This is a genomic window from Pedobacter sp. G11 (assembly GCF_003860265.1).
In the GTDB taxonomy this organism is placed as follows: Bacteria; Bacteroidota; Bacteroidia; order Sphingobacteriales; family Sphingobacteriaceae; genus Pedobacter; species Pedobacter agri.
This window is the reverse complement of record NZ_CP034190.1, coordinates 2,322,873-2,348,195: the sequence shown is the minus strand read 5'-3', so window position 1 is coordinate 2,348,195 and position 25,323 is coordinate 2,322,873. Positions and strand designations below refer to the sequence as shown.

20 protein-coding genes are annotated in these 25,323 nt (G+C 38.9%); 3 read left to right on the top strand and 17 right to left on the bottom strand.

Annotation, left to right across the window (positions count from 1 at the left end; translation table 11 throughout):
- The first annotated feature begins 99 nt into the window (after positions 1-99).
- Both EA772_RS10155 and EA772_RS10150 read left to right on the top strand, forming a co-directional pair.
- On the top strand, positions 100-1,413 hold the full coding sequence (locus EA772_RS10155; RefSeq protein WP_168187513.1) for a M23 family metallopeptidase: 1,314 nt from the start codon (positions 100-102) through the stop codon (positions 1,411-1,413).
- A gap of 8 nt (positions 1,414-1,421) precedes the next feature.
- A complete protein-coding gene (locus EA772_RS10150) occupies positions 1,422-1,844 on the top strand; it encodes a secondary thiamine-phosphate synthase enzyme YjbQ (protein ID WP_116169597.1) in 423 nt (140 codons plus the stop codon).
- A 128-nt stretch (positions 1,845-1,972) separates the two neighbouring features.
- Here the strand turns inward: EA772_RS10150 and EA772_RS10145 are convergent, their stop codons facing one another.
- The 6 genes from EA772_RS10145 to EA772_RS10120 form a co-directional block, all read right to left on the bottom strand.
- Positions 1,973-2,950, bottom strand: coding sequence for a YihY/virulence factor BrkB family protein (locus tag EA772_RS10145; protein WP_124912898.1), 978 nt, complete (start codon positions 2,948-2,950; stop codon positions 1,973-1,975).
- A gap of 99 nt (positions 2,951-3,049) precedes the next feature.
- The gene (locus tag EA772_RS10140) at positions 3,050-5,659 is read right to left on the bottom strand and encodes a PAS domain-containing protein (protein WP_124912896.1); all 2,610 of its coding nucleotides are present in this window, start codon (positions 5,657-5,659) and stop codon (positions 3,050-3,052) included.
- A 94-nt stretch (positions 5,660-5,753) separates the two neighbouring features.
- Entirely contained in the window at positions 5,754-7,073 is a 1,320-nt protein-coding gene (locus tag EA772_RS10135; protein WP_246834085.1) for a DUF3887 domain-containing protein, read from the bottom strand.
- 90 nt (positions 7,074-7,163) lie between these two features.
- Complete coding sequence (locus EA772_RS10130; protein WP_124912894.1) at positions 7,164-7,538, bottom strand: DoxX family protein; 375 nt, start codon at positions 7,536-7,538, stop codon at positions 7,164-7,166.
- A gap of 1 nt (position 7,539) precedes the next feature.
- Positions 7,540-7,956: a VOC family protein gene (locus EA772_RS10125; protein WP_124912892.1), complete on the bottom strand. Its 417-nt coding sequence runs from the start codon at positions 7,954-7,956 to the stop codon at positions 7,540-7,542.
- A 1-nt stretch (position 7,957) separates the two neighbouring features.
- Complete coding sequence (locus EA772_RS10120) at positions 7,958-8,371, bottom strand: transcriptional regulator (RefSeq protein ID WP_124912891.1); 414 nt, start codon at positions 8,369-8,371, stop codon at positions 7,958-7,960.
- Between the two features lie 147 nt (positions 8,372-8,518).
- On the opposite strand from EA772_RS10120, the gene EA772_RS10115 reads away from it, so the two are divergent.
- On the top strand, positions 8,519-9,505 hold the full coding sequence (locus EA772_RS10115; protein WP_124912889.1) for a GlxA family transcriptional regulator: 987 nt from the start codon (positions 8,519-8,521) through the stop codon (positions 9,503-9,505).
- A gap of 197 nt (positions 9,506-9,702) precedes the next feature.
- Here the strand turns inward: EA772_RS10115 and EA772_RS10110 are convergent, their stop codons facing one another.
- The 11 genes from EA772_RS10110 to EA772_RS10060 form a co-directional block, all read right to left on the bottom strand.
- Positions 9,703-10,092, bottom strand: a complete 390-nt coding sequence (locus EA772_RS10110) for a hypothetical protein (RefSeq protein ID WP_010601570.1) — start codon at positions 10,090-10,092, stop codon at positions 9,703-9,705.
- Positions 10,093-10,243: 151 nt separating this feature from the next.
- Positions 10,244-10,924, bottom strand: a complete 681-nt coding sequence (gene rpiA, locus EA772_RS10105; protein WP_124912887.1) for a ribose-5-phosphate isomerase RpiA — start codon at positions 10,922-10,924, stop codon at positions 10,244-10,246.
- Between the two features lie 300 nt (positions 10,925-11,224).
- The gene (locus EA772_RS10100) at positions 11,225-13,513 is read right to left on the bottom strand and encodes a GH92 family glycosyl hydrolase (RefSeq protein ID WP_124912885.1); all 2,289 of its coding nucleotides are present in this window, start codon (positions 13,511-13,513) and stop codon (positions 11,225-11,227) included.
- A 36-nt stretch (positions 13,514-13,549) separates the two neighbouring features.
- Positions 13,550-14,221 (bottom strand): basic secretory protein-like protein, encoded by a 672-nt coding sequence (locus EA772_RS10095; RefSeq protein WP_124912883.1) that lies wholly within the window; start codon positions 14,219-14,221, stop codon positions 13,550-13,552.
- A 283-nt stretch (positions 14,222-14,504) separates the two neighbouring features.
- Entirely contained in the window at positions 14,505-15,107 is a 603-nt protein-coding gene (locus EA772_RS10090) for a basic secretory protein-like protein (RefSeq protein WP_124912881.1), read from the bottom strand.
- A gap of 12 nt (positions 15,108-15,119) precedes the next feature.
- Entirely contained in the window at positions 15,120-16,103 is a 984-nt protein-coding gene (locus tag EA772_RS10085; protein ID WP_246834084.1) for a basic secretory family protein, read from the bottom strand.
- Between the two features lie 573 nt (positions 16,104-16,676).
- Positions 16,677-17,552 (bottom strand): ROK family protein, encoded by an 876-nt coding sequence (locus tag EA772_RS10080; RefSeq protein ID WP_124912877.1) that lies wholly within the window; start codon positions 17,550-17,552, stop codon positions 16,677-16,679.
- A 59-nt stretch (positions 17,553-17,611) separates the two neighbouring features.
- Entirely contained in the window at positions 17,612-19,879 is a 2,268-nt protein-coding gene (locus EA772_RS10075) for a GH92 family glycosyl hydrolase (RefSeq protein ID WP_124912875.1), read from the bottom strand.
- Between the two features lie 170 nt (positions 19,880-20,049).
- Positions 20,050-22,227, bottom strand: a complete 2,178-nt coding sequence (locus EA772_RS10070) for a hypothetical protein (protein ID WP_124912873.1) — start codon at positions 22,225-22,227, stop codon at positions 20,050-20,052.
- Between the two features lie 8 nt (positions 22,228-22,235).
- Positions 22,236-23,402 (bottom strand): glycoside hydrolase family 76 protein, encoded by a 1,167-nt coding sequence (locus EA772_RS10065; RefSeq protein WP_124912871.1) that lies wholly within the window; start codon positions 23,400-23,402, stop codon positions 22,236-22,238.
- A 98-nt stretch (positions 23,403-23,500) separates the two neighbouring features.
- Positions 23,501-25,321, bottom strand: coding sequence for a RagB/SusD family nutrient uptake outer membrane protein (locus EA772_RS10060; RefSeq protein WP_124912869.1), 1,821 nt, complete (start codon positions 25,319-25,321; stop codon positions 23,501-23,503).
- Positions 25,322-25,323 lie beyond the last annotated feature (2 nt).

Genomic DNA, 25,323 nt, shown 5'->3' with positions numbered 1-25,323 from the left:
TTAACAGTGAAATTGAAACGATAAAGTATGTCAATCATAATGAGGTTGGTAAAAACTTGTGATCCAAATAATTGTTCTTCAACTATACACATACTGAATATGCAGCTACGTTTTTTATTATTTATAGCTCTCCTTACTTCAATTACCATCATTTCCTGTAAGTCAGGAACGGTTAATCTATTCAAAGCAGCTAGCCCACATGAGCAATATCGTAGAAAACTCGAAACGGCAGGATTGGATAAAACCGCGATGGGATCGGCCTGGATAGCTGCCTCATCAAACAGTTTGCAAAAAGCATTGAACATTAATATTCCTTATCGTGAAACCGGTTATTTCGATGCAGGTAAAGTTCCTGCAGCTGCTTACCGCTTTTCAGCTACTAAAGGGCAAAAAATCACGATTGATTTAATAAAGAAACCCACCACTACTGCACTCTATTTAGATTTATGGGAGCTGAATGACGTGAATAATCCTAAGCGCATTGCATCTGCAGATACATTGAATCATCCCATTCAATACGAAATTGATGCGACAGGGAATTACCTGATCAGGTTACAGCCAGAATTACTGCAGAGCGTGGAATATACGTTGGAAATTACTTCAGGACCATCGTTGGCCTTTCCTACACAATCAAAAACAAAAAGCATTGGCAGTTACTGGGGAGATGGAAGAGACAATAATGCCCGGAAACATGAAGGCGTTGATATTTTCGGAAGTTTTAGAAGTCCGGTTGTAGCGAGCGCCGGAGGAACCGTTACCAGAGTTAATGAAAATAATTTAGGTGGAAAGGTGGTTTGGTTAAAGCCAAGTGGAAAAGATTATACCTTATACTATGCGCACTTAGATGAGCAAATCGCCGTTGAAGGGCAAGAAGTAAAATTAGGTGATACTGTAGGCTTAATGGGCAATACCGGAAATGCCAGAACTACGCCAACGCACCTGCATTTTGGCATTTATACTTTTGGTGGGGCAATTAACCCTTTACCATTCATCGATCCAGTGACCAAAACGCCAGGTAATATTAATGCTTCAGTTTCCAATCTAAACAAAACACTGAGAACAACTGGCAAAGTGAATTTATACTCGCTGCCTCAAAATAAATCTACACCCATTGCTAACCTAACTGCAGGTACAATAGTGAATATTAATTCGGCTACAGGAAATTTTTATAAAGCTGAATTGCCAGATGGAATTATAGGCTTTATTAATAGCAGTGAATTGACGCAAACCTCTAAACCTTTGCAAAAGTTTAAAATAAAGGCGGCTCGACAGAAAGCATTTGATCAACCGGATAGCCTGGCTGCTGTGAAACTGAATTTAAGAACAGGTGAAACGGTAGAAGTTTTAGGGAATTTTAATAACTATCAATTAATCAGCAATGAAACTGCACAAGTTGGCTGGATTGTTAAGTAATTTTGAAGATGAATATTTATCAGCAGACACTATCACTTAGCGAACGAAGAAGAGGTTTTCACATTATTACCGATGAAGTAGAAAATGCGTTACCAGAAATTAGGGGAATGAAAGCCGGTATTTGTCAGGTATTCATTCAACATACTTCGGCATCATTAACCATTAATGAAAACGCAGACCCAACTGTTCGGGTAGACTTTGAAATGTTCTTCAACAAAACTGTCCGGGAAAATGACCCGGATTACGAACATGATTACGAAGGGTCAGATGATATGCCTGCCCACTTAAAGGCAGCACTATTGGGCAGTTCGGTAACCATTCCTATCCGCAACGGAAGGCTGGCACTCGGAACCTGGCAAGGAATTTACCTTTGCGAACACCGGAATCGTGGTGGGCAAAGGCGCCTAGTTGTTACCGCATGGGGAGTGTAGAAAAATACGATTGTAAATGATCGTCTCGAACGCTGTTTTTAATGGCGAAGCAATTCACTTTAGCAAGCCTATTCGTTAAATTCTCAACAGCAAAACTCGTTGGTTTACAATCATGAATTTATTCAAAATTACTTCTCCTCTTCTTTTTTAACCTGGTCTATAATTTCCGGATGATTATCCTGAATGGATTTACGGGTAGACTCAACCTCCACCTCTTTTGTTGTAACGGCATAGTGGGCGGGATAAATCGCCGATCCATAAGCAATGGCATAAGCTTTTGTAAACTCCGCCCCAAAATAAAGAATGATAGACGAATAGTATGTCCACAACAGCACCACAACCAGTGAGCCCGTTGCGCCGTAGGTGCCGCCCACATCACTTTTTCCGATGTATACCGAAATGGCAAACTTACCGATCATAAATAAAACAGCCGTAACTACGGCACCGGCCAATACATCTTTCCATTTGATAATTGCATCTGGCAGAACTTTGAAAATCACCCCAAAAATCAATGTGATGACACTTAAGGTGACAACCAGATTGATAACGTAGAAAACATAAAATGAAACATCAGCAAAACGTGCCTGTAATCTATCGCTGAAAGCATCTAAAACTGAAGTCACTGCAAGTGATACGAGTAATACAAATCCTAAACTAATGATTACTGAAAAAGATAGAAAACGGTTTTGCAGCATCTTAACCCAGCCATGTTTGGGTTTTGGTTTTAAACCCCAAATCGTATTAATTGAGTCCTGAATATCACCAAAAATCGTAGTCGAACCAATTAACAAAGTTACTATACCGATGATTAATGCCATCGTTCCCTTGTTATCGAGATAAGCATTTTTGATTAGTTCCTGTAGCGAAGTTGCTGACTCGCGGCCCAGGAAACCTACTAGCTGATCATAAACTTTTCCTTCTGCAATTTCTCTTCCTAAAAAAATACCGCATAGCGAGATAATTACCACTAAAAGCGGCGCCATAGAAAACACCGTATAGTATGCGAGCGAGCCACTCAATTTTGTTACTTTATGATCGCCGAATCCTGTGAAGGCTGCTTTTAATACACCCCAAATTCCTTTTAATGTTACTTTTTGCTTCGCCATGATAAGAATAGTATTACGTTTATCTAAAACTTAAACCTCTTATATTTCGAATTGTTTGTATTAATTATTCCTAATGATTGTAAAAGCATTCCAATCTGCCTATTCCTTAATCACTGGAATATTAAAGCCAAAAGTAGAACCTTTCCCTTGTACCGAATTTACCCATATTTTGCCGCCGAGGCGTTTTACGATTTCTGAAGAAATATAAAGACCTAAACCTAAGCCAGGAAAAGTATGCTCTTTGTTTCCGCTCACCCGGTAAAATTGTTCAAAAACATGATCTTGCAGTTCAGGACTGATCCCGATACCGAAATCCTGTACACAAACTTTAACAGTATCCTGTTCATCTTTGGTATAAATCACTACCTCATTGGCATCTGGCGAGTATTTTATCGCATTGGTTAACAAGTTAGTAACTACCTGGCAAATACGGTCGCGATCACCGAAAATAGTTTTGTTAAAGCTCAGTTCCTTTTTAATAATGTGCCTGAAGGAAGTCCGTTGAACATCCTCAATCACCTCTTCTACCATTTCGTTGAAATCAAATTCGGCATTGTTAAATTGAAGGCGGCCAGAATTAATTTTCGTTACATCCAATAGATCACTAATCAAATTGGTGAGGCGATCTACTTGTTTGTTCATTTTACCCAGAAGATCTGCATTTTTGAAATCGCCCGAGCGTTTAAACATTGATTCCATTACCTGCGCATACGCTTTTAAACTGGTAACAGGCGTTTTTAACTCGTGACTCGCGATACCTAAGAAATTATCTTTCTGCTTTTCGAGTTCTTTTTGATGATGGACATCATTATTGGTTCCATACCATTTCGCAATATTGCCTTCAGCATCTTTCAGTGCCATGGCTCGCACCAAATACCATCGGTAGTTTCCGAACTTATCCAAACACCTGAATTCGATCTCATATGGCGATCCGGTTTGTAAAGCCACCTCCCAGGCTTTTTTGGCTAGCAAAAAATCATCCGGATGGATACTTTCCATCCAACGGCTGCCCAGGGTTTCATCAACTCCCTTGCCTGTTTGATCAAACCATCGCTGGTTAATGTAATCAAGATTTCCATCGGGCTTACTTGTCCACACGACTGAAGGTACCGTGTTCGCTAAAAACTCCAGTTCATTTACCACGCTCTGCAAAGCAAGATTTTTATCAGCCAGAATTTTTCTAATGTTCAACTCTGGTCGTAAATCTCTGGCTATGCCAGCAATGGCAACAGGTAAATTTGTAATCTCTTCCCTAATCATATACAATTGTTTATGAATGGGAATAATCTCTTTGGTTTCCTGATGAAGCAATTCTAACTCACCCGACCAACGTCCTTTAGAAAACAGGAGAGGTAAAATTTCATTCTTTATTTTTTCGTTGGATGAGTCGCTATGGTAATCAAACAGATTACTTTTCGGAATATTTTCTTCACTGATGCCGATTAAAGCCCTACCCGACGGATTGATGTAAACTGTATTCCCGTTCGTATCACAGTAATTGCAAAAATCTTCGCTACTCCCTACAATTGAAGCGAGTTTTTCCAGCTCAGCCTTCGCTTTAAGTTCCGGTCTTAGATCTCTGGCGGTTGCTCCCCTGCCAATAATTTCACCGGTCGCCGGATCTTCTATCAATAAATAACTTACCCTACAAGGGATAGTTTCCCTGGTTTTTAAATTCACAAGGCTAATGTTTCCTTGCCAACCTTTCACCTTATCTATTTCCTGAATGATGTGGTTTTGAACCCGATCAAGCTCTTCTGAAGTATAAAAATCTTTGGCACTGAGTTGAGTCACGTCTGCTGTAAGTTCAACGCCGAGCATCAGTCGGGATGCTTTGTTCATGTATATCACATTACCTTGCATATCGGCAACAGTCATGTGATCTGCATTATTATTAATCAATGTAAGCAACTGCTGTTCACGCCTGTCAGCGGCAATTTCACTGGTAATATCTTGTGCAATACCGGCAAAACGGTAAGCAACACCATCTTCATTGAAATATGCTTTACCTTTACAATGGACCCAGCGCAATACCTGCCCAATCTTACTTAACGTTCTGTATTTAATATCATACTGCCCGATGTTACTAGGATTGATGGCTTTAAGCACCGCCGCATTTACCAGTTGCACATCATCTGGGTGGATGCAACTCAATACATCTTCATATTTTATTTCGCCATCGCGGGGGAAACCAAAAAGCTCCCTGCAACGGGCATCCCAGTTTACAGTATTATGGATGGGATCTAAGTCCCAGGTTCCAATATCAGCAGAAATCAAAGCGAACGTTAAACGTTCCTGAGTATCGGCAATTTGTTTTCTTGCTGCAACCAGTTCTGTTAGGTGAGCAGCAGTATTTATAATGGCAAAGGTTTCGCCAGCCTCATTTTTTAGCGGCTTATAGGTAAACGTGAAATAGAAAGTTTGCAGCTGGCCATCCACTACTAAATCTGCAGGCGATTCTTTGGTATGGTAGGTTTCTCCTGTAGCGAAAACCTCATTTAATATTCCTATGAATGGTTGATTTTTTAACTCTGGAATACCCTCGATAAGTGGTTTTCCGATAACAACATCAGTTTTGCCCCATAAATCAAGCATGGCCTGGTTAGCCGCACTGATGATCATTTCTTTTCCCTGGTAAATGGCAGTAGGCATCGGTGATGCTTCAACCAAAGAATTGAATCTATCTTGCTCTGAATATAGCGTTGTCATTTTTTGTTTAGTTCATTAAAGATAGGAAATCTGGGAATATTAAGGCAAAAAAAAACAGCCCTGGCTTTAGCCAAGGCTGTTTTTTAAAAATTTTTTATTTTCCTTTTATCCATGCTGATAAATCATTGACCAGCACCTCCGAAACACTTACGGGCGTTTGGTATTGGCCCATAGTTCCTTTTTCAGTTTGTGGACTTAGCAAATGATTCAAATCGGGATAAAACTTTAGGGTTACATTTTTTTTCTTCGCGAGTGCGGTATTCCATAAATCGAAATCCGTTTTTCCTACCTGGAAATCGTTGCCACCTTGCAGCACATAAACTTTTTTAGTTAAGTTTTTGGCAGTAGCAACCTGGTTATAGGCATTTAAATCAGCCCAGTATTTTGCCGGCAAACCTAATATCACCGAATCAGGCTTGATGGTTGTTCCCAGTTGGGTGATTCTACTTTTATTAATTTGAAGAATCGCATCGTCCAGGTATTTTTTATTTTCTGCAGTGGTATCTTTTGATAAGTCGAACATGTACTTATTCTGATCGATAATAATGTCGCTCATTTTTCTTGCCGGAGCCGCTGCAACTACGATACCCGCCACATCCAGAGAAGTTGATGCTATTTTCGGTGCCAGCATGCCGCCTAAACTATGCCCAAAAACATAAATTGCTTTTGGATTAGCTCCTGCTACAGTTTTGGCAGAAGCAATCGCTGCAACTGCATCATCAAGTACTTCTTCTTTAACGGTATAAGGTTTTGAGAATTCGTTTGGATAAATCAACGTTCTTTTCACATAACGGATAGAACCAATGCCTTTTGACCCTAAACCACCAGCCAGATCCTTAAAAGGTTTATTTGCCCCAACGCTTTCATCCATATCACTCGGGCCAGAGCCATGAACAAAAACTACCATTGGAAAGTTTTTTACATTTTTGGGCACTGTTACAATTGCGGCGAGCTGTTTCCCTGCCGGGCCAATGTAAATCTGCTTTTCGCTATACAAATTGGTATCTGCATAAATGGGTTTTGCATAGGCAACCGCACTTTTCGGCGGCGCCAGAAAAATGCCCACTATCCTTTGTAACTTATTAAAACCTAAAATGAAATTTTGCTCGCCATTGGCAAACTTACCTTCAACAGTAACAGCAAAAAATTCTCCTTGCGCTCTGCTTTGAATTGCATCAAATGTTTCGGCCTTACCATATTTGGTACCAATATCAACCCAAAGTTTTTTTAGGTTATCTTCAGTAAGCTTTGTTTTGAGCGTATCATCAAAAAAGGCATGTGCATCAGCAAATTTCTCTTCCTGCAATACTTTGAAGAAATCATTTGCACTATTGAATAACTGGATAACATTTTGAGAAAATGCTGTGGTCGTAAAAAGTAAGGCAATTACAAATAAGATACTTCTCTTCATCATAAATCTTGTGTCATGTTTGGTTAAATCACAAGTATCAAAGTTAAGAATATTTGCCTCTTAATAACCTATTGAATAACTAACAAGTTTGTTTTAACTATTTTTAACATTTTCATACTTTTTCCATAAGATGTATGGAATAAACATAATCATTATTGCTACAACCGGAGGGATAAGCAACGCGATCTCATCGCCTACCAGGGCTCTTGAGGCGAAAGCACCGATAAAATTAATGGCAAAACCTGCATAAGCCCATTCTTTAATAACTTTTAAAGAATTCTGTAAGATGGCGATGGCCCCTAAAATTTTTGCCACCCCACAAATTTCAAGCAAATACATAGGATAACCCAAATGCCTGAATACTTCCTTTCCTGCTTCTTGCTGGGTAATGCCTCCAAAGCCGTCCATTAACATCAACAGAGCGAAGATTATGGTAGCCACCCAATACCAGGTTTTGATTGATTTCATTTTATAAAAATTTCTTATCGTAATTAATTAGCCAGTTGTTGCCGTAGCGATCGACCAAATTGCCAAATAGCGAGCCCCAAAAAGTTTCCCGCAAGGGATGACTGGCTTTTCCACCCCTGGCCAATCTTTCGTAACAAACTTTTGATTCGAGCGCTGTATCACAATTTAACATCAAGGCAACGGTATTGCCACTTACCAAACCGCTATCATCAATCATATCAGTTCCCATGATTACAATATCGTTTACTATGAGTACAGCATGCAATATTTTATCGGCCATAATTTGTGGCATATCACCTGCCATTGCAGATTCACCAATACTTTGCAGGGTTAACTCTCCACCCAAACAATCCTGGTAAAAGCGCATGGCTTCTTTACAATTGCCATTAAAAGTTAAATATGAATTTATACTTGCCAATCTATTTTTCTTTATTAATACCCACCATACAACGCACATCATTTTCATTGATGTATTCTTCTATACAATACCCTTCTGGGTCGATATCCGGCTGCCTGATTAGCTTTTGAAATGTGTTACCAATCTTTGGAACATCATTCATAAAATCTGTAATTAATTCTGCCAGATATTCTCCTTTTTTAATTGTAAACCTCTCCAAATCAGAATGATCAAACCTATCGCCTTCCCCTAGCTCTGCTGCAGCTTTGTAAATAATCTCTGCACCTTCTGGTCTGCTGATTCCGAACACTCTTCGTTGTTTGATATCAGGAATCAGGGCATGGAGTTTCTGATGTGCAGCCATGATCCCGTTTGGAAACGACCCTGCCTGAACACAAACTACATTGATATCGCTTACTAGATTATATTTTTCCATTGTACCACTTTTAAGCTAAACAAACCTACCTGCTAAGGATGTGAATATAAAGATGCAGAAACGACAATTGATGGGGTTGTTTCCGACAAGCCTCATGATTATATTTGTGTAAGAAAAAAGCATCTAGTCATAACCAAATTATAAGTGATGAAACATATATCCATTTTAGTTCCTCAAACTGCAGTAATCGAAGCGATTGCCGATCCGCGATATTTATTTACAGCAGTAAATGAGTTTTTGCAGGCATCAGGAAAACAACCGCTTTTTAAGGTTGAACTGGTGGCGGCAACTAAAGAAGTACGCCTGAATAACAGCGTGTTTTCTGTTCATGCAGATAAACTATTGGAAGATATTGATCACACGGATTTAATTTTTATACCGGCCATCAGCGGAAATATGACCTGTGCACTTCAGCTCAATCAAGAATTGTTGCCATGGATTACTAAACACCATTCCAGGGGTTCGGAAGTTGCTTCTTTGTGCATGGGCGCATTCTTGCTGGCATCCACCGGCCTGCTCGACGGGAAAAAATGCTCTACCCATTGGTTATTCGCCAATCAGTTCAGAGAAATGTTTCCAAATGTTGATTTGGTTGACGGAAGTATCATCACAGAATCACAGGGAATTTATTCTAGCGGTGGCGCAAATTCTTATTGGAATTTGTTGTTATACCTGGTAGAGAAATATACAGATAGAGATACCGCAATTTTAGCAGCCAAATATTTTGCCATAGACATAGATCGGGAAAGCCAGTTGGCATTTATGATGTTTCAAGGCCAGAAAGGCCACGAAGATGAGAAAATTAAAAAGGTGCAGGAATTTATCGATGGAAATTATCAGGAGAAACTTACCGTTGATCAACTGGCAGACATGCTGGCTTTGGGTAGGCGAAGTTTCGAACGCCGGTTTAAAAGTGCGACAAAAAATACGGTGATAGAATATATCCAGCGTGTTAAAATTGAAGCTGCAAAAAGAAGTTTCGAATCGAGCCGTAAAAATATTACAGAGGTGATGTTTGATGTGGGTTATACTGATAATAAATCTTTTAGAGATGTATTTAAAAAAATCACAGGATTAACGCCTATTGAATACCGAAACAAATACCATAAAGAAATTCCGGTATTACAAGCCTGATATTTTTAAAAAAAATTACTGTTTCGTACAATATTTTCAGATCTCGGCGTTTATGTATGTGAGAGCGTTAATTTAGATGACGGGGATGCTGCCTATAATGGTGGAATCCCCGTTTCTTTTTTCTAGCGGTTTTAAATTTTGGCCACAAAAAAAAGGGACAAAATGTCCCTTCTTGATATATGATGGAGTTACGAATTTTAAGTATTTAAGTCTGAAAAATCTGCTTTCTTTTCTTGCTGGGTATTTTGAAAATTGATCTTTCTTTCTGGTTTCAACATCAGATATAATCCGAGGGCGATAAACGCTAAAGCGCCGGTTATTTTTGAGATTTCAAAATCGAATATCACAATATGTTTCAACGTAAAAATTGCTCCTATAATGGTTAAAGCTAACCAGCCACTACCCTGAAAATTTTTACGATAACCCATCCATAAGCCAGCGCCTAACATAATGGTGTGCCAGCTTAAAATCCAACGTGGGATATCGAGGCCAGAGTTTCTAAGTAAGAATACTGAACCGATTACAACAATTAAAATTCCTAAACCTAATTGTTTGTCTGCCTGATTTTTTTTGATGAAAGTTTCCATAACCGTTTTGTTTTATGATTCAAATGTATCATGGAATTAATAGCTGAAGAATGGTCTTTCCACCAATCAATCAAAAACGTCGGTAAGTGAAATCAAATCGTCGGTTAAAATTTTTAGATGTTTTCAGTAAGTTCTAATTTACCGGTAGAAATTACTCGAAAACCATGATTTGATCTCCGGTACTCATCATTACTTTAGAAGTCAGGTTGATGAAAATACCGTGAGCCAACAAACCATCTACCTGGTTTAGTGCTGAAGCAAGTTTGGCAGGATCATCAATCAATCCAAAATCAGCATCAATAATGAAATTACCATTGTCGGTAATGAAAACCTCATTATCCTTTATTCTTTGAACGGCTTTGCTTCCCAAAATCAATATTTGATTAAACACATATTGATAAGCCTGTGGAACAACTTCAACAGGCACCTTAAATGCACCCAGCTTTTTTACCTTCTTTGATGCATCGGTGACAATAATTGAATTTTTACTTAGTGAAGCCATGATCTTTTCGCGGAATAGCGCTCCGCCTCCACCTTTGATTAAATCTAATGATTCGGTAAACTCATCTGCGCCATCAATACTGATGTCTATGGAAGATAACTCTCCCAGTGGAAGAATTTCAATACCTAAAGATTTTGCGAGCTTTTCGGTATGGATAGAGCTTGCAGCAGCTTTAATTTTCAATCCGTTTTTTACCATGATTCCCAGTTCCTGTATGGCAAATGTTGCTGTAGAACCGGTTCCTAGACCCACAATGTCACCATCTTTCACAAATTTTACCGCAGCTTTTGCAGCAGCCAGTTTTTCAGCATCCTGGTGGGTTGTTTCCATGAGTTAAAAATAGAAATTTTTTTCTGCGGATTTGAAATTGAAATTTGCAGATGGAATAAACATACTAAGTTAAAATTAGTGTTGCCCACCGAAAACGAGCGAAAGCAGAAATGAAAAACACCTTAAGCAAAAAAAATTATTGCAGCCGTGCAATAATTTCATTTTACAACGTTTATATAATTGAGAGCGTTAATTTAGATGATGGGGATTCTGCGATAATGTGGAATCCCCATTTCTTTTTTTGATCTTATTTTTGGGGTAAAATCGGACTGTAGGTAGCAAACTTCAGTCCGATTTTTTTTATTTTTCTGTTGATAATGAATAAGGAAAATCAGCCGGGTTTGAACCTCTCGTTTTATTCGGCGTTGCAGACATATTAAAGTTAAACACTGCTCCTTTTTGTAAACCACTATGGCTGATCCAGTTTTTGCTGTAAGCCTTACCATTCATTTGCAATGATTGTACATAACGGTTGCTATCGCTGTTCGCTGCTGCATTAATTACAACTTGCTTGCCATTCTCTAACGTTAAGGTTACCTTTTTAAATAAAGGCGCACCCAATACATACTGATCAACAGCAGGTGTTACCGGATAAAATCCCATCGCAGAGAAAACATACCAGGCAGAAGTTTGTCCGTTATCCTCATCACCGCAATAACCATCAGGCGTTGCTTTATACATTCTGTTCATGGTTTCGCGAACCCAATACTGTGTTTTATAAGGCGCACCACCGTAGTTGTACAGGTAAATCATATGCTGAATAGGCTGATTTCCGTGAGCGTACTGACCCATGTTGGCAATCTGCATCTCACGTATTTCGTGAATAACACCACCATAAGCGCTCTCATCAAATACTGGTGGCATAGAGAAAACAGAATCCAGTTTGGTTACAAATTTATCATGACCGCCCATCAATTTTGCTAAACCATCAACATCCTGGAAAACCGACCAGGTATAATGCCAGCTGTTACCTTCGGTAAATGCGCCGCCCCATTTAAACGGGCTGAACGGACTTTGGAATGTACCATCCTGGTTTTTACCTCTCATCAATCCAGACGCCGGATCGAAAAGATTTTTATAATTCATGGCTCTTTTCTTGTAAATATCAATTTCGGAAGCAGGTTTATTTAGCGCTCTGCCTAGTTGATAAATCGTGAAGTCATCATAAGAATATTCTAAAGTTTTAGCTGCATTTTCGTTTTTCTTTACATCGAAAGGCACATAGCCTAATTCATTGTAATATTTTACACCATCACGTCCAACGGCCTCCATTGGACCTTCATTGTTTGCACCATGTTTTAAGGCTTCCCACAAAGTCTGAATATCGTAACCACGCAAACCTTTAATGTAAGCATCAGAAACTACAGACGCTGAATTGTTGCCGACCATAATATTTGCATAACCCGGGCTGCTCCACTCAGGCAACCATCCACCCTCTTTATAATCGTTAATTAAACCTTCTTGCATTTCTTTGTTAATCGATGGATAAACTAAGTTTAAGAAAGGATATAACGCTCTGAAAGTATCCCAGAAACCTGTTCCAGCAAACATATAACCTGGTAAAATTTTTCCATTGTATGGACTCCAATGCACTATTTTATTGTTAGCATCTAACTCATATAATTTGTTAGGGAAAAATAAGGTACGGTACAGGCATGAGTAAAATGTACGCATCTGATCAATAGAACCACCTTCTACGGCAATTTTGCTTAAGGTTTTGTTCCAGATTGCCCTTCCTTTAGCTTTTGTTGCATCGAAGCCATCATTAGCCAACTCTCTTTTTAAATTTAAATCTGCCTGTTCAAAACTGATAAATGATGAAGCAACTTTAGCGGTAACCTGTTCGCCTTTTTTGGTACTGAAACCAATAATAGCACCGCTATGATCACTTTCCAGCTCCAGTTCATTATCCTTAAGTTTATTTCCGCTCCAGGTTTTAGCCAGTTTAAAATCTTTATTAAAATAAATAACAAAATAATTTTTGAAATTTTTAGGCAACGGCCCACGGGCATATTTAGTGGTATAACCTATAATTTTGCGTTCGGCAGGAATAATTTTAATGTATGATCCTTTATTAAGCGCATCTACTACTACATAAGAACTATCCGTTTTCGGGAAAGTGAATCTAAATTGAGCAGCTCGCTCTGTTGGTGTAATTTCAGTAGTTACATCAGCATCTGCTAAATAAACGCTATAATAATATGGTTTAGAAACTTCAGCTTTATGGCTAAACCAACTTGCACGTTCATCATCAGTAAAACGTAACTTACCGGTAACTGGCATAATTGAAAAAGCGGCATAATCATTCATCCATGGAGATGGCTGATGCGTTTGTTTAAATCCGCGGATTTTATCAGCATCATAGGTATACGCCCAACCATCACCCATTTTACCAGTTTGTGGAGTCCACATGTTCATTCCCCAAGGCAATCCAATGGCTGGATAAGTATTACCATTTGATAAGCTGGGTTTGGATTGTGTACCCATTAATGGATTGATCCAGTCTACCGGATCAGTAATTTTACCAACTGTTTGCGCAAAACTTGCAGATGCTGCAAAGCTCAACAGGGCGATAAATAATTTTTTCATTTGTTATTCTTATTGATGTGTTTTGGTTGTACAATTTTAAAGTTCCGGATTTTTCACATATTCTGCCCAAAGTGCATCCAAATCTTTACCTGTTAAGGTTGTCCATAATTCTGGTTTATAACTATGGTTTCTTAATGATGCATCTACCGCTTTGATGGTACCTGCTTTTACATGTTTTTCAATCCAGGCAAAAAAACGAGCTGTAATTCTATAGCTGTTTTTATAAGTATGTTCTGGTTTTAGTGCTGGCAAGGTCCATTTAGCGCCGGCATTATCTACGCCGAATTTGTAACGGGCATAATCTGCAACTCCTTCAGTTAACCAACCCGGCCCAACACTGTTGCCATAATCCTGAACAATGTGCATGACCTCGTGTGTCACCACATCGATATCTTCCGGGTGTTTGTCCATCCAAATTGAGCTGTAGGTTACTTTTCCATTCGATGTTGCAGCTACACCTTTGTAAGCGGTATCAACTGAAAACTTAACAGATTTTAAGGTTTTAGGATTATATTCTTTTGCCAGTTTTGGATAGACTACAAAAAATGTTTCAATTAAACGAGTTTTCAACTTCGGATCGAGTGCTGAATAGTTGCTCTCGAAAGTTAGTGTATAGCCATTGCGTTTTATAACTTCTTGTGCATTCGATTTAAATACCGTTGCACAAGTGAAGATAAATAATAAGGAAAGAAATGTTTTTTGTTTCATTTGATAAAGGTTTGCTTATTTAGTTAGCATATTGTTCTGCAAAATAAATATAATATGTAAAACGTTTTAGTAAACCTTAAAATATTTTTATAACATTTTTGTTCGGGAGATTAAACAGCATTTAAATCCGCCTTAAAAATAAGAAAGGAAGTTTGCGAAATACCTTTCGGCATACGCAGACTTCCTTTCTTATCAATTGAAAAAATTGGTTTTTTTAATCGATGTCTTTATTTACCAAATACATTGCCAAAAGTTCGTCGACAGTTTTTCCTGTAATTTCTTTCTAGGAAGCCGATGAATACGTGTCATCTTTCAGTTTCGCATTAAGCATAGCAATGGTATTCGGTTTTTGATATTTATCTATCCACAGCAAAAACCGGGCAGTTACTCTGTACCCCATTTTATAGTGCTGAAATGGTGCAGCTGGAGGCAAACTCCAATCGGCAGCTACGTTATTAAGACCGTACTGAAATCTACCGCAATCTGCCAAACCTTCTGTTAACCATTCCGGGCCAAGCGCTTTAAAATTCTGGACAATGTGCATCAGCTCATGCGTTACAATATCAGTGTCCTCCTGATGCTGAGACATCCATTTGGCGCCAATCAATATCTTTCCATTTCCAGAGATGGCCACTTTTTTATAACCCGTATCAATTGAAAGAATAACCCGTTTAGGTGCTTTTTCATTATATGCCTTTACCATTTTAGGGTAAACTTCGAAAAATGTGTTTATCAATTTCTGACCAAGCTCTTCGGAAATCATGCTTGAGTTATCCATAAAAGCAAGTGAATATTCACCACGTTCTATGAGTTGATCGCCCTGGGCGGCTGCCTTTATGGTAAACATACCACAAAAAAGAGAGAGCTTTATTAAAGATTGTTTCATTTCAACTGTTATTTACTTAGATTTTTTATCACTATATTTTAGGTTAACCTTATCAGGATTTTTACCATAATCGTCCCAAAGCTGATCAATATTTTTGCCGGTTAAATTAACCCACGATTGCTCGGTGTACTGATGTGCCCTTAACTGCTGATCGAGACTAGCAGCTAAGCCTGATTTAACATTTTGTTCTAACCAGGCAAAAAACCGGGCCGTGATGCGGTAACTGTTTTTGTAACTTTGTTTCGTGTTATAAGCTGGCAAACTCCATTTCGACCCTACATTATCAACGCCATATTGGTAACGAACATAGTCAGCTATGCCTTCTGTTAGCCATACCGGACCAGCGCTATAACCATAACCCTGAACAATATGCATTGTTTCATGTGTTACCACATCAATATCCGTTGGATGTGCTTTTAAATAATTGGCACTAAATAAAATACGGTTTCCGCTGGCTTCTGCAACAGCCTTGTAAGCTGTATCAACCACGAATAATACATCATGAGTTGATTTCGGATTGAATTTTTTTACCAGTGTAGGATAAATTTCGAAATAGGTATCGATCAGGTTCTGTCTCACTATGGGATCTAGTAACGGATCTTTACTGATAAAGGTAAGCCTGTAACCCCTGCTTTTTTTAGTACTGTAAAAAGACCAGCTTTTTGTCAATGCCTCTTTAAATTCGGCGTTGATTTTCTTTAGTGATTTCCCTTTAATCCATTCACTGTTAACCTTTATTTCTCCTGCTTTCGCCTTGATCGTTTCTGTTTCATTGTTTGCTACCTCCAGCATCACATCCCTTTTCGTTCGATAGCCATCAGCCGAAGCAAAACCAGGGTATAATACGTTAAACGCAAAAGTTAAATGACTTTTAGTTTCCGCATCCAATACATTCAAAGGATCGGCAATGGTAATCGTGAAGTCGCGTTTTCTTTGTGCTATTGCCGCAGTACCGATCGACACGAGCAAAAGGAGCGTAAAAAGTTTTTTAATCATGATCATGGATTTCAAAATAAATGAGCCTGCATTCGCAAGATCATTTTTAACATTTATTGTTTTTAATTAGTAAGTAATACCTGGAAAATCGGTTTTGGCTTTGGCCAACATTGGTGCCCAATCTGTGCCTTTCTCATCCTTTGCGCCAAAAGCACTTAATGCCAGCGGTGCCAGATCAAACTTAGCAGCGCCGCTCCAGAAATGTATAAATTCTCCGAAGAATGATTAATTTTGAATTTACACTAAAACGTTTTAGTTTTTTATTCTTAAAAAAAGTATCAACCAAACGGCGGACACCTTATTCGAAAGCAAGGGATTTCACTCCCTTAAAACTAAACCGTTTTATTAAACAATAATAAAGATTTACTTTTCAAAACAAAAATTTATTTCAACATTATATGAATTACTATTTTTTAGGTATAAATACGGATGAAATTCAAAATTTCAAGATTAAATGCCGATATCAAAACTAAATTTCGATAGATCTTTAAATATTTTATACAGAAATTTTGATTCTACCGACTTACCTTACCAAAATCACTGGACATTGCGTAAAATAAGCTAAGCAATCAGTTAAATCAAGCTTACATCACATCTACTGGCCGCACCTATCAACGCAGCATGCTCTTTCAATTCAGATATTTTAATTCCGGCATAGATGTCATTACCCTTTAAGGTTGCAATAAGTTCTGGCGAGAATTCATTAAATGCCTGTGCAATATTTCCACCAACAATTACTGTATCAATTTTATGCTTATTAATAATTGGAATTAAAAATTGCGCCAGATTATAACCAAACTCCATGAAAACCTGTGTTGCCAAATGATCGGTTTTTGCAGCATTAACCAACTCTTTCACGCCATCCAAACTAATACCACTTAATTGAGAATATCTTTTTACAAACCAGCGTGTTGCTAAATAATCTTCAGCAATACCATCTAAAAATGGAGAGTTCCACAGCGCTGCATCAGTTGCTTTATGGTTAATGCAAAGAGATGAGCCTAGACCGGTGCCTAATGTTAGTCCTAAAACATTGGCATTTCCTTTCGCAGCACCAGCAAAAACTTCACCCTGCAAAAAGCCCGCTGCATCGTTAATAAAATGAATATTTTCTGATGGAATATCTAATCGCTTTGCTAATTCGTCTTTGACGTTAACCTGGTACAATGATTTAAACTTATCCTGATCTTTAATTAAGGAAACGCCAAGTTCATAATCGAAAGGACCCGGCATTGCGATTCCTATCAATCTTGATTCAAACGGCAAGCCATCAAAAGCATCATTAATAATCTCCACCCAGGCGTTTAATATCACTTCTTTACTTTCCTGCGAATTTACAGCACTACGCTTTATCGAATTCTCAATCAAAGTTCTTTTTTCCAAATCAATTAAGGCGGCTGTGATGTGCGAGCCACCAATATCTACACCTAATGCTACAGGCTTTTCCATTCTTTTCTCTAAATATTTCTGTAAAAATAATTTTTTCTAACCATTACTAAAACGTTAAACTAGTTTGTTAATGAAAATGGCTTATCACTTTCTGTTAAACCTTTATCCAAAGCAGGTTTATCGCTCATTTCTAATTTTAATGTTCCTCCCTTGAGTAAATCCTGATGGGTAATAAAAGTGCGTGTGTAAGATTTACCATTCAAGCTGGCAGACTTGATATACACATTTGATACACTATTTTCCGGAGCATCGACCACAAACTTTTTCCCATTTTCCAGGTTAATGGTGGTTTTTTTAAACATTGGGCTACCGAACACATATTCTCCTGTTCCGGGCGTAACGCTGTAAAAGCCCAATGCACTTAACACATACCACGACGAGGTTTGTCCCTGATCTTCATCTCCAGGATACCCGTTTTCGGTCGCGTTGTATAATTTGCTCATTACCTCCCGTGCATGAAACTGAGCTTTCCACGGTTGATTGGCATAATTATACAAATAAACCATGTGCTGAATCGGTTGATTGCCATGCGCATATTGCCCCATGTTGGCCATTACCATCTCCGTCATCTCGTGAATCATACCACCGTATGTACCCACTTTCACTTTATTCGGCTGCGAAAATACAGAATCTAACTTAGCAACAAAATTTTCATTGCCGCCCATCATGTTAATTAATCCTTTTGTATCCTGAAAAACCGACCACTGCCAATGCCAGGCATTGCCTTCTGTAAAGGGTCCACCCCACTCGATCGGATCAAAATTTGGCGCCCATTTTCCATTAACATCTTTACCTCTCATAAAATGGGTTGCGGGGTCATAAACATTTTTATAATTATACATCTGGCGCTCGAAAATATCCATATAAAATTTATTACCAGTCATTTTTGCAAGCTGATAACCACAGTAATCATCGTAAGCATATTCCAACGTTTTTGCTGTCGCTTCGCGATATTTTGGATAAGGAACATAACCTAACTGATAATATTCTCTCCAACCATCACGCCCGTTTGCAGGCCCCCAGGGCCCTTTATTGGTTGCTTCATGCAGATAGGCCTCTAAAGCTTTGTTCGGATCGAAAGTGTGTAAACCCTTCGCCCATGCATCGGTAAAAAGTGAAATGGCATGATTGCCGATCATGCTTCCAGCCTCGCTCGGAAACGACCATGAAGGTAGCCAGCCACATTGCTCATAGGCTTCAGTCATTGCTTGCATGTATCGTCCCTGCATCTCTGGTTGAACCAAAGTATTCAGTGGAAACTGGGCCCTGAAGGTGTCCCAAAATCCTGTATCCGTATACATATAACCTGCATGAACCGTTCCATCATACGGACTAAAATAATGCGGTTTACCATTCGCATCGATTTCGTAAAATTTTCGTGAGAAAAGGCTGGCCCTGAAAAAACACGAGTAAAACGTCTCCATGTCGGCTTTAGTTCCGCCTTCAACCACTATCTTCCCTAACGATTTATTCCAAACTGATGCAGCTTTAGCTTTAGTTTGTTCTAAAGTTTTGTCAGCCCCCAGCTCTGACTTTAAATTTAATTCGGCCTGTGCCAGACTAATATATGATGAAGCCGTTTTAACCTGAACTTTTGTACCGGCTTTAAATTCGATATAAGCACCCTTTCCAAGTCCATCTGCCAAAGTTGAATCAGGATTAATGGTGTTTTTTCTGTTTTCCCAGGTTCCGTAAGCTTTAATCGGTTGATCAAATTTCAATACAAAATAACTCTTCCATCCTTTTTTAAAACCTTCGCCGTTATTTACATAGCCCGTTATTTTATTTTCCTTCGGATAAATTTGAACGCCACTTAAACGGGTGTATCCATCCAGAATCAGAAAACTTTTCTTTGCCTTTGGATAAGTAAATCTTAAATGTGCACCACGTTCTGATGGCGAAATTTCAGTGGTAATCTGATTATCTAAAGTAACCTTATAATAATTAGGTTTAGCAATTTCATTGGCATGACTAAACTTGGTTTCACGTTGATTTTCATCAACAACCAATTGGTCAACCATCGGCATTAACGAAAACACCGCATAATCTCTACTCCATGAACTGCACTGGTGCGCCTGCTGAAAACCCCTAATCTTATCTTTAAAATATTGATATTTCCATCCATCTCCGTTTCTGCCCGTTTGAGGTGTCCAGGTATGCATGCCAAAAGGCAGCGCTGTAGTTGGATAAGTGTTCCCCCGGGTCAGTTCGTGTTTGGAGTTTGTTCCCTGAAGGGTATTGACATAATTTACCAAATCTATCTGTTGCGCCAATAACCCTTTGGCAGCAAAACAAATTAAAATGGTGGCTAAAAATTTAAGTTTCATTTGTGTGGTTGTGTGGTTGATCAATTATGTATTTATTTTTCGCCTCAGCGAAAATCAATGTCTTGTTAATGAATGTGCTCTGCTCAAACAACTGCTTGAGCGATGTTTTTCCAGCGCAGAAAACTCATTTATTCTCTCTTAGGAAGGCATAAAATGATGAAGTATTTAACTTACCAGCTGATGTTAACGTTCACGCCTTCGCTAAAATTTTCGAAGCCCAATAAAAGCGTCTTCGATTTTTCATCCCAGTTATTTTGCATAAGCGATAAATTTTTACCCCCTGTACTGGCTGTAATTTTTGTGGGTTTACAGGCTAATAAAATGCGCATGATGCTATTTGTTTTAGATGGGCTCTTTGCTAAAAACTGATAGGATTTTTTGGCCGAAACTTCATCGGTTATTCTCGCCGCTGCTGCCAAAACCTGCGGTTTATTTTTATTTTCAGTTTTGTTAACATCAAATAAGTAAGCCTGCGTATTGGGTTGGATAGTTTTCGTATTTAACACAGGGAGTGCAGGATCAAATAAATCAATAAAAGTCCCGTTTAAAATTAAAGGTTCTTTGCTCTGACCTTCATCTAAAACAGCTGCAATAACAAATGGGCCACGCTCTAAAACAAAGTTGTTCTTTATAATAAATTTACCCGCTTTCGCATCGTTCTCGTACGCTCGTTTTACATTAACCATAAAATCGTCATCGCCATTGGCTTTTAAAATAAATTCTTTTGGATCTTTACGAATCAGATAAACCTTACCTCTACCAACCTCATAAATCCCCCCACTCTCACTTTGTGGAACATTCAACAATCTAAATAGGTGCTCAGAAGGTGCCTTAAAAGTATTACCATTGCTGTTCCACCATTCTTTTACATTTTGAAAAGGATCGTTATCTCGTCCATAATAAAGCAGTACGCCCCCATTTTTCACCCATTTAGCCAACTCCAGGTGAAAATCAGCTGATAAAGGTTTCATGTTTGCATAACTCATGATCAAAACCTTTATGTCTTTTAAGGTATTTTTATTGGCAAGATTTTCAATATGCACGGTTTCTAACGGAATACCTTGCTTCAACAAGGGAATAGCCATTCCATAAAAGTTTGATAATTGTGGATCATCATATCCCTGATGGGTAGGGAAACGCTGAAACATCATAGAATTTGATAGCAAAACACCAATACCATGACTTCCATTTAATGTGTTTTTTGATAATGGCATTTGATTTAGGGAATTGACCATTACCTGCATCTGCGTGGCATAAGCTGGTGAAATCGGCTGACGTTCTTTCATTCCCTCAACCGGAAATTTACCTCTGTAGATACGGTTCGGCCATGGCATCACCTCATAATTATCAACCATTGGATATAACAATTCTGCAGTGAAAGTAGCCTCATAGTTCACTTTGTAATCACCCCACGATCTGGATCTGTCTTCAATAGGATCGGTTAAAAAGTAAATCTTCCGGCCTGTTGGTGCGGTCATCGAAACCATTGATCCGTATTCCAGAAAGGCATTTTCGAAAACACGTTCCTTTTCCAGTCCATTATAATAAATCGGTTCACGCGAGGTTCCTGTCCATACCTGGGCAATGTAACCATCCATACCTTCCAAATTAGCCAAACTGGCCTCCGGACTTACAATTTGCCATGAGGAGTAATTGATTAAAGAATGTGTAGGCACAAAACATTTTACCCTTTTACCTTTGCTTTCACTATATGTTTTTACATAACTAAAAACTTCTTTAAGCGCATTGAAGTAAAGCTGATATTTCAATTTAGAAGATAAATAAGTTGCCTCTGGCGATTCATGCTGAGCCATCCACGGGAAACCATAATATTTTTGCCACTCGTCTTTAAAAGTCTGGCTGTAACCAGCCCGGGCCCAAAATTCTGGCTCTTCGAGATAAATTGCTGTTACACCAGCATCAATAGCCCGTTTTACATGGGTTTTCATGTAAGTAAGAAACGTAGCCGTTGGTACAATGTAAGGTACATTTTTACCATGCCAGATGGTTTCGCCATTACGCATCATCTGGCCTTCATCCAGATGATTTTTTCCATCCCATTCACCCAGGAAGTAATCTTTATATTGTCCCCAGGCAATTCCAGTCATGAATTGGACTTCATAGCCTTTATCACGATATCCCTTCACCCGCTCTTCAAACTTTCCGCCATCATCATTTATGCCATACACCATTGCGATATCTGAACGTACATCGTAATCAGGACTCCAGGGTGCAGAAACCTGAAAGGAAGTTTTTTGCTTGGATTTTACCTGAGCAGCAACATTACCTTGATCAATGCAGGCCCAAGCCAAGAATGAAATTGATGCGTAGAACTTTAACTTTTTCATAGCTGCATCTAATTAGTTGGAGCAAAAAGCTGCATAAATGCAACAGCACTACTCGATTCATACGATTGAACAATTCCTGTTGGGCAGGGAACTTTATAGTTTCTGTGCATAATGCCGCGGCCGAAATCCCGGTTGCCCCATGCGGTATTAGCATTAAAGACAGCCCATTTTGCATAATCACCAGCAGGATAAGCTTTGGCTAAATCTGCTAAGTATTGAGCAAAAATTGCTTTTAATACGCCTTGTTCGTTCCAATCTCCCTCAGCGGGTAAAATCCCGCTCGGATCGCTCATGGTATTTTTAGTGTAATTTGCAGCAATTTTGGCATCGTCTAAATAACTTTGCGTATTGGTATTTTTATACAGCATTACCGCAGCACCAATCGCTGTGCCCTGGTTGTATGTATAATCTTCGAAACCCGGATTATTGTCGCCAACCTTATGGTCAGCCACTCTGCCTTTCGCAATATCAAACAGGTTTATTCTAGACCACGCATAAATATCTTTTGCTTTTGTGAGATAAGCTTCATCTTTCGTAACGTTGTATAATCGCATGGCCGCAATTACCGTTGGATAATTAATACAGGCATTTTTACCGCTGTGTTTAAAATCCCAAAACATGCCACCTTTTACCGGATCGTAAGAGCCGCTCCAAACTTTTGCAAAACCAGATTTGGCTTTATCCAGATAGACTTGATTTTTAGTGATTTCATAAGCACGGGTGAGCGACATTACCCACCACATCATGTCATCATAAATAAACCATTCTACGGAATTATCCCAGTTGTAATTGTCGAAACGTTTTGCACCCCCGTCATATATATCTGTAATCATTTTGTAATAAGCGGGATCTTTGGTCCGCTCATAAGCATTCATCACAATATCCCAGTAAATGGCCTGCGTCCAGATGGCTGCAAGCCCCTTTTGCTCTGTGGTACTGTAATAAAGTTTATCGGCAGTGCTGTAGTAAATTTTATTGAATGAATTAAATGCAATGGTTGCATCGCCAGCAGAAAAACTCGTTGGCACAGTTGGAGGCAAGGTTGGTGGATTTGGCGTAGGTTCTTCGGTGCCTTTTTTGCTGCAGGAACTGAAGGAAATGAGCAGGATTAAACTTAGAAACGCAGCAATTATTTTTGATGTACGCCATTTTTTAGATATAGAGATGTTTTCCATAATGTGTGGTTCTTATGGTTTAAAAGATATCAGGGCGGCACTTACATAAGTAGATGAATGTAAGCGCCACCTGATTTTAGTATTTAGACCTGTTGGATTTACCAGCCAGGATTCTGCACCATTAAATCATCAGAGTTAACGTCTTTTGCAGGGATTGGGAATAAATAATGTCTTTTTGTAAACGTTCTCGTTTCAAAAGGAATTACGGTTAAGAAAGCCGGTAAATTCTGAGTGATATTTAAGCCATAAATTGGCCCGTTATCGGTAGTTTCAGCTATTTTCCATCTTCTGGTATCAAAATACCTTACGTTTTCGAAAGCCAATTCTGATCGGCGCTCGTTCCTGATGGCTTGTCTCATTGCTGCCTGATCTGCCGGAGCAGGAATTTGACCAGCGCCTGAGCCATATTGAGGAATACCAGCTCTTTGTCTGATTTGGTTTAAGTAATTTAAAATATCAGGATCACCAGGCGTAGATTCATTTAAAGCCTCAACATAATCAAGGAATAAATTTCCAACGCGGTATAAAATAACCGGACGGTTACCTTCATTCCAGTTCCCTAAACCTTGTGCTTTTCTTACGGCATAACCAGTAACCGTATAATCATTACCCCCAGTAGCTTTGCCTGAATTTCCGTTATTGTTGAATTGAGTAATAATATTGCCAAATCTGGTGTTTAACCACACACTGTTATGATAGGTAATATTCACGTAAAAACGCGGTTCGCGGTTAACCCATTGGTTATAGGTATCTGTTGCAATCGGACTTCCCGGAGCCTGAAAGTTTGTAGAACCCGTTCTTACATATCCAGAAGCCGGATCATCAATGGTACGACCATTAGCTGTGAAAAATGCGTCAACCTGATTTTGTGTTGCACCTAAACCTGCCGAACCCCGCACCTCTGAGTTCGAACCATTATGATATGGAGTCATTTCATATTGGCGAGATCCAATTGAAGACTCAACCCGTGTCATGATGATTTCATTGTTGAAACGATCAATAAATAAATCACGACAAGACAAATATGGATCGAAATTACCAGCGGCATTATTTTTTCTGAACAAACTGTAAGTACCCGGAACAAACTGTGTAATATATGCTTTAGCCGCATCCGAAGCTCTCTTCCATTTCGAAGCATCGAAAGTTTGATTGATTAATTGTTTACCATCTTTGTTCTTAAGGTTAGCCAAATCAGTATTACCATTATACAATGGGCTAGCTGCCAAAACCAATGCCTGAACTTTATAACTTAAAGCCATGCCTTTGGTAATGCGACCATAATTATCGTTACTCGAAGCATTAACAGGCAGGTTTGCTGCGGCTGCATCTAACTCACTTACAATATAATTAATGCACTCATCAAAGCTGCTACGAGGTAATCTTAATGTTTCGGTTGGTGCATCAGGCTCAATTACACTTTCGCCTAAAAGGACTACTGGTCCGTAAATACGTGCCAGGTAAAAATAATACATGGCTCTAAGTGCTCTCGCTTCATTTTTATATTGTACTGTTAATTGTGGTGTAATGTCCTGCGTCACCCTATCAATATTGGCGATAAAGAAACTGGCAGAGCGAATACCACGGTAAAAGTTGTTCCAGTAGTCGTTTACAAAACCGCTGTTGGCATCCCAGCTACCAATATTCATGTTATTACACTGGTTGAAACCCCACACCCATTCTGCTTCGTCGGATGAGCCTGTCCAAACGCCGGCATTACGCCCCGTATTTGGGTTACGCTGACCAAATTCATCAGGAATTTGACTGTAAATATTTGCCAGAAATTTTTCAGCTGTTTGACGGGTTGTAAAAGTTTGATCAAGTGTCAACCTATCATCAGGTACTTGATCCAGAAATCCTTTTTTACACGATGTTGCAAATGTTAAACCTGCTACAAGTGTGATGTATAATATTTTTTTCATTG